The sequence below is a fragment of the Clostridium sp. genome, from assembly GCF_032552055.1.
GTDB lineage: Bacteria > Bacillota > Clostridia > Clostridiales > Clostridiaceae > Clostridium.
This window is the reverse complement of sequence record NZ_JAWGSV010000150.1, coordinates 1-7,543: the sequence shown is the minus strand read 5'-3', so window position 1 is coordinate 7,543 and position 7,543 is coordinate 1. Positions and strand designations below refer to the sequence as shown.

7 protein-coding genes and 2 tRNA genes are annotated in these 7,543 nt (G+C 28.3%); 2 read left to right on the top strand and 7 right to left on the bottom strand.

Features of this window, described 5'->3' with window-relative positions; genetic code table 11:
* Positions 1-477 precede the first annotated feature (477 nt).
* The 3 genes from rluF to E6248_RS10620 are packed head-to-tail and all read right to left on the bottom strand — an operon-like array spanning position 478 to position 2,873.
* The gene (gene rluF / locus E6248_RS10630) at positions 478-1,248 is read right to left on the bottom strand and encodes a 23S rRNA pseudouridine(2604) synthase RluF (protein ID WP_316340781.1); all 771 of its coding nucleotides are present in this window, start codon (positions 1,246-1,248) and stop codon (positions 478-480) included.
* A 20-nt stretch (positions 1,249-1,268) separates the two neighbouring features.
* Complete coding sequence (locus tag E6248_RS10625; protein WP_316340780.1) at positions 1,269-2,264, bottom strand: anti-sigma factor domain-containing protein; 996 nt, start codon at positions 2,262-2,264, stop codon at positions 1,269-1,271.
* 18 nt (positions 2,265-2,282) lie between these two features.
* On the bottom strand, positions 2,283-2,873 hold the full coding sequence (locus E6248_RS10620; protein ID WP_316340778.1) for a class D sortase: 591 nt from the start codon (positions 2,871-2,873) through the stop codon (positions 2,283-2,285).
* 566 nt (positions 2,874-3,439) lie between these two features.
* On the opposite strand from E6248_RS10620, the gene ispF reads away from it, so the two are divergent.
* Entirely contained in the window at positions 3,440-3,916 is a 477-nt protein-coding gene (ispF, locus tag E6248_RS10615) for a 2-C-methyl-D-erythritol 2,4-cyclodiphosphate synthase (protein ID WP_316340777.1), read from the top strand.
* A 194-nt stretch (positions 3,917-4,110) separates the two neighbouring features.
* On the opposite strand, the gene E6248_RS10610 is transcribed toward ispF, so the two are convergent.
* From E6248_RS10610 to E6248_RS10595, 4 genes are all read right to left on the bottom strand, one after another.
* Positions 4,111-5,388 carry a Na+/H+ antiporter NhaC family protein gene (locus E6248_RS10610; protein ID WP_316340776.1) on the bottom strand — a complete coding sequence of 426 codons (1,278 nt, stop codon included), beginning with the start codon at positions 5,386-5,388 and terminating at the stop codon, positions 4,111-4,113.
* A gap of 252 nt (positions 5,389-5,640) precedes the next feature.
* Positions 5,641-5,716, bottom strand: a tRNA-Lys gene (locus E6248_RS10605).
* 5 nt (positions 5,717-5,721) lie between these two features.
* Positions 5,722-5,795 (bottom strand) — tRNA-Gly (locus tag E6248_RS10600).
* 63 nt (positions 5,796-5,858) lie between these two features.
* Positions 5,859-6,533: a hypothetical protein gene (locus E6248_RS10595; protein ID WP_316340775.1), complete on the bottom strand. Its 675-nt coding sequence runs from the start codon at positions 6,531-6,533 to the stop codon at positions 5,859-5,861.
* Positions 6,534-6,844: 311 nt separating this feature from the next.
* Here E6248_RS10595 and E6248_RS10590 point away from each other — a divergent pair, with 311 nt between their 5' ends.
* Positions 6,845-7,255: an HNH endonuclease signature motif containing protein gene (locus E6248_RS10590; RefSeq protein ID WP_316340774.1), complete on the top strand. Its 411-nt coding sequence runs from the start codon at positions 6,845-6,847 to the stop codon at positions 7,253-7,255.
* The last annotated feature ends 288 nt before the right edge of the window (positions 7,256-7,543 follow it).

Sequence of the window (7,543 nt, the reverse complement as noted above, 5' to 3'; positions counted from 1 at the left end):
TGTTAACACCCTTTACACAACTTATCCACACCCACCTGTGGATTATGTGCGTAACCTTGATATTTTTACCATAAAATCCTATAATTAAATTTTACTATTTTTACAACCCCTGATAACAAGCCACTTTAGGGGTTGTGGATAACTTTTAGCACATAGTGATTAATTGGTGGACAATTTGTTATTTTAAGAATACTTTATCAATAATTACTTTTCCTTTCAGCATTTCACAAAAAATCATATAGATAATTATATAAAATAATTAAAAGTTATATAAAAATTCCCCTTGGTGCAATTAAAGTCTTATTAATAATCAATAGTTTATATATTAATTATTAATAATTGAAATTAAGCTTACTTAATTTCTTCCTTTATCCAACCAAGGGGAATTTATATGATTTATCCCATTATTACTATTTCTAATACTCCCATCTTCTCAAAGTGGAAGCTAAGCACTGCTACGCGCCTGGATTAGTTCTTCTAACTATATTCTTTAGTTTTTCCTGAAGTACCTATTAGCTTACTTAGTTCTTTTAATTCTTCTGTAGTTAAATCTCTCCAAGCTCCTATTTTTAAATCATCTAATTTTATATTCATTATCCTTATTCTTTTTAGTTTAACTACCCTATATCCTAATGTTTCACACATTCTTCTTATTTGTCTATTCATACCTTGAGTTAGTATTATTCTAAAAGTCTTTACACCTATTTTTTCTACAAGGCATTCCTTAGTAATAGTACCTAGTATTCTAACTCCTGATCCCATTGACTCTATAAACCTTTCATTTATTGGCTTATCTACTGTAACAATATATTCTTTTTCATGACTGTTTCCAGCTCTTAAAATTTTATTTACTATATCTCCATCATTAGTTAGAAGTATTAAACCTTGTGAATCTTTATCAAGTCTTCCTATAGGGAATATTCTCTTTTTATGATTTACAAAATCCACTATATTTCCTTTTACCTTTTTTTCTGTTGTACAAGTAATTCCTACAGGTTTATTTAAGGCTATATAAACTAATTCTTCTTCTTTAAATAAGGACTTACCATCTACTCTGACATCAGCACCCTTAGCAACCTTAGTACCCATAACAGCCTTCTTACCATTCACTGTTACTCTACCAGACTCTATAAGCTTATCTGCTTCTCTTCTTGAGCAAAATCCAGTCTCACTTATAAACTTATTTAACCTTACTTCTTCCCCTCTATCTTTATGCACTATTATGTATTTGCTATCTTTGTTATTCATTCTTATCACCTTTATAATATTTAAGGACTTACCTTATGTTCATCACCTGAGTTATTAAGTTTAACCTTTAAATCTTTTTCATCGATAAACTTCTCTGTTTCCTCTAACGCATTGTATTCTAGAGCATTTCCAGTTACAGTTATTATTATACCTGATTCAGGAATCATTTCATTTTTAGATGCATAATCAATAATGCTCAATACAGATTCATCTAATTTTCCATTATGTAGATTTAATTCATCTAACATAATATTGCCTTTTTCAGTTGCTGTATATGCATTTATAATAGTATCATATTTATTTACTTCTAAAGTAATTGCTGATGTTGTATCAATAACTATAGTTTTATCTAATTTTTTATAATTAAATATTAGTATTGCGGAAACAAGCACTACTATACTTAAGAAAATAGATATTTGAAGCTTGTACTTTCCTAGTCTAAAACCTTCTTTAGCAACTACTTCTTCTCCAATCATAGCCTCTTTTCCAGCTTTAACTTTAACAAATTCCCCTTTAGAAGTTAGAATTATAGTAGCTCCTATAAGCTTCTCCAAAACAATTCCTCTGTATTCTTCTTCTTTAATCGATTGACTAATTTCTTCAGCTCCTAAAATATTTACCGATTCAACTATTTTAAGATAGTCTTGTAAGTTCTTATAATATGGATTTGCAAGTATTATGGCATATGCAATAATATGCTCCTTCCATTCTATTAAAAATTCTTTTTCTATTGGTGTTCTCCTTAAAAGTCTATTCATTGGAAACTTTTTAGTGGTATTAAAAAATTCAAATATCTCCACATCTTCAATAATAAAGTATGATATATTTAAAATTTTATTTCTTGTTATATATGATGGCTCATCATGATATAAATCCTTAATTAATATCTTATATTTGAAAAGTTCTTCACCTAACTTTTCAATTTCTTCTCTTCTTTTCTCTATTACTTCCTCTAAAGCTAAAAGAGATGGAGCCTTTGTGGAAAACTTATATTTATCAGCAATAAAATCTGCCATTTAAAAACTCCTCCTTTATTATAAATCATTCTCTTCTACTAATTTTCCTTTAACTATAACTCTCTCTTTTGCACCAACAGTACAAGTAACTAAAGTAATAGTTGCATCATCAGTATCATCAAGTACATCAACCCTATCTGGTGCTACAATAAAACTCTCTGTTATCTCATATACATACTCTTTTTTATTTGCCTTAACTAATATCTCATCTCCTATTTCAGCCTTATATAAATTAACAAAAGCTTCTGAGTAATCTGAAACTCTATGTCCTGCTACAGCAAAATTACCTTTTTCACCAGGCATTGCTGAACCTTCAAAATGACCTAAATAATATTGAAGAACATCATCTGCAATTCCTTCTACTAAGCCTTGTGATAAATTGATACTTGGTATTTCCATTAAAGCAATAGGTTTATAACCATTTATTAATTTTTCTTCTTCTTCTTTAGATAATTCCTTTGGTTCATCGTTAATTACTTGCTCTAAAATATTCTGAAGTTCTTTTTGCTTATTATTTGTTTCTATTTTCTTATACACAATGGACGCTATTATACTTAAACCTACTACTATTAATACAAGACCTATTATTCTTCTAATCTTTTCTTTCAAACTTGCCCAACTCCTATAAACTTTTATTAACATTATTCATATATTATATCATAAAGAAGTATTATCATTAATCATTTAGGAGCAAGTTGTGAAGGAAAAAATTATTTATGTAGACTTTATTTTTAAACGTAAGAAGATTAAATCTAAACCCTTATTACTTATCTATAAAATTAGATATTTTTGTAGATATTCATTAAATAACTTATTCCAATATAGATTCATAAAAAAAGAAAATTATGATAACGAATCTAAAATATATACTTTTAAAAAAGTATTATAATTTGCTAATAACATAGTGAAATATTTATATAAACTTATACTTATTTCACTATGTTATTTAATTTTTATTATGATTTCATGCTTAAATAAGATAATTTTTATCTTAAATCCTATAACTTTACTGTAAATCCTTGAATTTATATTTCTTTAAGGTAAAATTATCTATATAAAATCATAAGAACTATGTTTTCAATTTCTGTAATTTACTTTTAGATTTTTTCACTTGAAACTTTATAAAAACATAAGATACAGTTTATTTATTGAAACATAGACCATGGAGGTTATTAATGAGAATAGGATTAGGATACGATGTACATCGTCTAGTTGAAGAAAGAGATCTTATTATAGGCGGGGTAAATATCCCTTATGAAAAAGGTCTGCTTGGACATTCAGATGCAGATGTTCTTCTTCATGCAATAATGGATTCATTGCTAGGTGCCTCTGCTCTTGGCGATATAGGTACACATTTCCCAGATACCGATGAAAAATATAAGGGGGCTTCTAGCATTAAATTATTAGAGGAAGTTGGCAAGCTTTTATATAAAAATGGTTTCTCTATCAATAATATTGATTCAACTATAATAGCTCAAAGGCCAAAAATGTCTCCTCATATAATGAATATGCGTGAAAACATAGCAAAAGCCTTAAATATTGATATTAATAAAATCAATATTAAAGCTACAACTGAGGAAGGTTTAGGCTTTACTGGAACAGGGGAAGGAATCTCTTCTCAAAGTATATGCCTGTTGACAGTTAACAATTAGCAATTAACAGTTAACAATTTAAGAAGTAATTTATTCTAAATTACTAAAATCATAAAGCTTCAACTGTATAAATTATTATAGTAAACAGCTCTTATACTTAGTGAACTTTATTTCTCTAATTGTTAATAAAAAAGCTATGCTTCTAAAGAAGCATAGCCTTTTTTCGGTTATATATATTAATTTTACAACAGCCTTTATTTATTTCTCCAATAAAAGTATATTGCTATTATAGCACATATTCCCATAAGATATGGGTAAAATAAATATTTCATTATTGAAAAAGGTGAAATTGCAGCTAATCCTGCTGCTGATATTAATTGAGCTCCATATGGTATTATTCCTTGGAAAACACAAGAGAACATATCCATAATACCTGCTACTCTCTTTGGCTCTAAGTCAAATTCATTTGAAATATCCTTAGCAATAGGTCCAACTGTTACTATTGCAACAGTGTTATTAGCAGTACATATATCCACTAAACTTACTAAGGTTGCAATTCCATATTCAGCTCCTCTTTTACTTTTAAAGCCTCTTAAGCCTTTACTAAGTATAAAGTCTATTCCCCCATTATGCTTTATAATTTCTATAGTTCCTGCAATAAGTATTGATATAATAATAAGCTCACTCATTCCAGAAATACCTGTAGAAATTGAATTGAAAAATCCTAAAATATCAAAACTTCCAAATATAAATCCAATTAATCCAGAAGATAAAATACCTAATAATAAAACTATTATTACATTTACTCCAAGTAATGCAGTTGCAATTACTATTATGTACGGTAAAATTTGAACTAAATTAAAATCTAATGTTTCTAAGCTTATTGCTGATGAATTTCTAGTTAATACCATAAATATCACTGCAGTTAATATTGCTGCTGGAAGAACTATTCTAAAATTCATTCTAAACTTATCCTTCATTTCACAGCCTTGAGTTCTAGTTGCTGCTATAGTAGTATCTGAAATTATAGATAAATTATCTCCAAACATAGCACCACTAACTACCGCTCCAACTGCTAATGCTACAGCTATACCTGTCTTATCTGCAATTCCTACTGCAATAGGAACAAGTGCAACTATTGTCCCCATAGAAGTCCCTATTGATAAGGCAATAAAGCAACCTATAACAAACATACCAGGTATTAAAAGTCCACTTGGTAATAATGATAAACCAAGGTTAACTGTAGACTCTACTGCTCCCATATCCTTAGCTACCTGTGCAAAAGATCCTGCTAATATAAATATGAGAACCATTAATAAAATATTACTATTTCCTGCACCCTTACAAAAAATTTCTATCTTATCATTAAAATTTTCTTTTCTATTCATTAATAATGCTGTTAATGCAGCTGCTAAAAATGGAACTATTATAGATATAGCATAAAAATCTTTAGCTAACATAGCTCCACCTAGGTAAACTAAAATAAATACTCCTAACGGAAGTAAGGCTAGTCCGTTTCCTTTGTTCTTCAAATTAAATTCTCTCCTTTAAAATTAGTTAAATCCTAGTTCTCTTCACCCTATGTATTCCACTTATACATAAAAAAAATAGTGGACTTATGTAAATTGGCCTATTATATCGCAACACTCCAAGTCATAACAAAGTTATATTTGTCCACTTGGAGACTAAAGGAAGGGAATTATAAATAATTATCTACATTCATCCTTTATAATTTCTTAGAATTAAACAAAAAATAAGAGAGATTAAAAATAATCCCTCTTTATTGGTGCGTTATCAGGGGATCGAACCCGGGACACCCTGATTAAGAGTCAGGTGCTCTACCAACTGAGCTAATAACGCATATTTGGAGCGGGTGATGAGAATCGAACTCACGTAACTTGCTTGGAAGGCAAGGGCTCTACCATTGAGCTACACCCGCATGTCTTATTGACAATAACATTATATATTCACATTAAGTTACTGTCAATAACAACTTTTTCTCTTATATTATTTCAGTAAGTGATTTCAATAAAATATCTCTAAATCTCTCACCATAACTCTTGTTTATACTAGCTTTTTCACATATGCTTTTCCATTCAGACAGATTTACTCCTGTTCTTTCTGTAAATTCATCCTCTGTAGTTGTCATATAACTTGAACCAACTACAAACTCCCCTAAGGCTTTTGGCGAATCAAATACTTTTAAGTATAAAAACTCTTTATTATCACCATACCAAGTTCTATTAAAATCTCTAGCAAATCTTTGTAATGATTTAAGCAATTGCTCTTTTGGCAAATTCCAATAACTTTTTACCATCTTAACATGCCTTCTCATATTATCCGCTTCTTCTTTTGTAATTTTTTTATTTTTTTCTCCATCTGAGATTATTCTTTCTACTGGAACATTTGGAACACTTACAACTAATCTTTCTTTTCCATATATCCATTTATAAAAAGCTTCTTGTAAAAATGAATATTGGATATATCCTAATAAGCTTTTTTCATTAGGAAAATAAGACCATATATTATTCAGTCCATTATTTTTGCAAAATATTAAACTGTGGATATAAATGCTTGTTTTGTCAGGCAGTTTATCCATAAACATATGCCCTCTAATTGTCTTGTTTTCGTTTATTAATTCTTCCCAGTAATCAAATGAATCATAATTATGTCTCATTGTATCACCTTTCTTTCAGTTCCCTAGTATACTGTACTATAATTATATTATATAGTAAGATATACCTCATTTTCAAGTATTTTTAAAGAATATAACAAAGTAAATTTAAACACTTGCTTTTTTAAATATTCAGATAATATAATTTTTATACAAGTCGCTGTATTAATATCACAATAAACCATATGTGCTATTACATAAATTTAATATTCATACCTATAATAATATTAATTATTGTTAAATTCATAATATTATAGATTATTAAGAAAAAACCTTATATAATATAATTAAAGATATATAAAGGAGGCGTGACTTTGTACCACTGCGAAATTTGTGGAGCAACAGCGGACATTCATCATATAGTTCATAAACATGAAGGTGGTTACGATATTAAAATTAACTATAAATATCTTTGTAACTACCACCACAGAGGGAAAACCGGGCCCCATAACTGCATAGAAACTGATATTAGGTATAAACTTGAAATGCAAGATAAAATATATAAGCTTTTACCTAAGGAATACTATACAGCTAAGGAGCTTTATAGCCTTTTAGGAATGACAAATTCATCTTTAAAGAGACTTCTTAGAAGATTAAAACTCTATAAAGAAGGTTATTCAAAGAAGGAAATAATCAAAACCCTTATGGGTGGTAAACTATACTCCTATAATATCCTTAAGGAATTGGAGCTTGAGCGACTTTTCCATAATATTAATATTAGCTAAATTTTTCTTTATTATTCAGTTTTAAAGAAGATTTCATTAATCTTCTATATTTATTAGCTAATTTAAATTGTATAAGTTGTACTAAAGTTTTTCATCTTATTAAGTTATTTCATGTGTAAAATATTTTAGACATGAAATTGCATACTCAACTTATATAAAAATTAAAAGATATATATGATTTCAATTGATGTGTTTTACCTTTTAATGTACGTTTTAATTAAAACGTTACAAAGTATTAAAGTGTAAATTATTTATTGAAACATATATATTATGTTGACATTACAATTC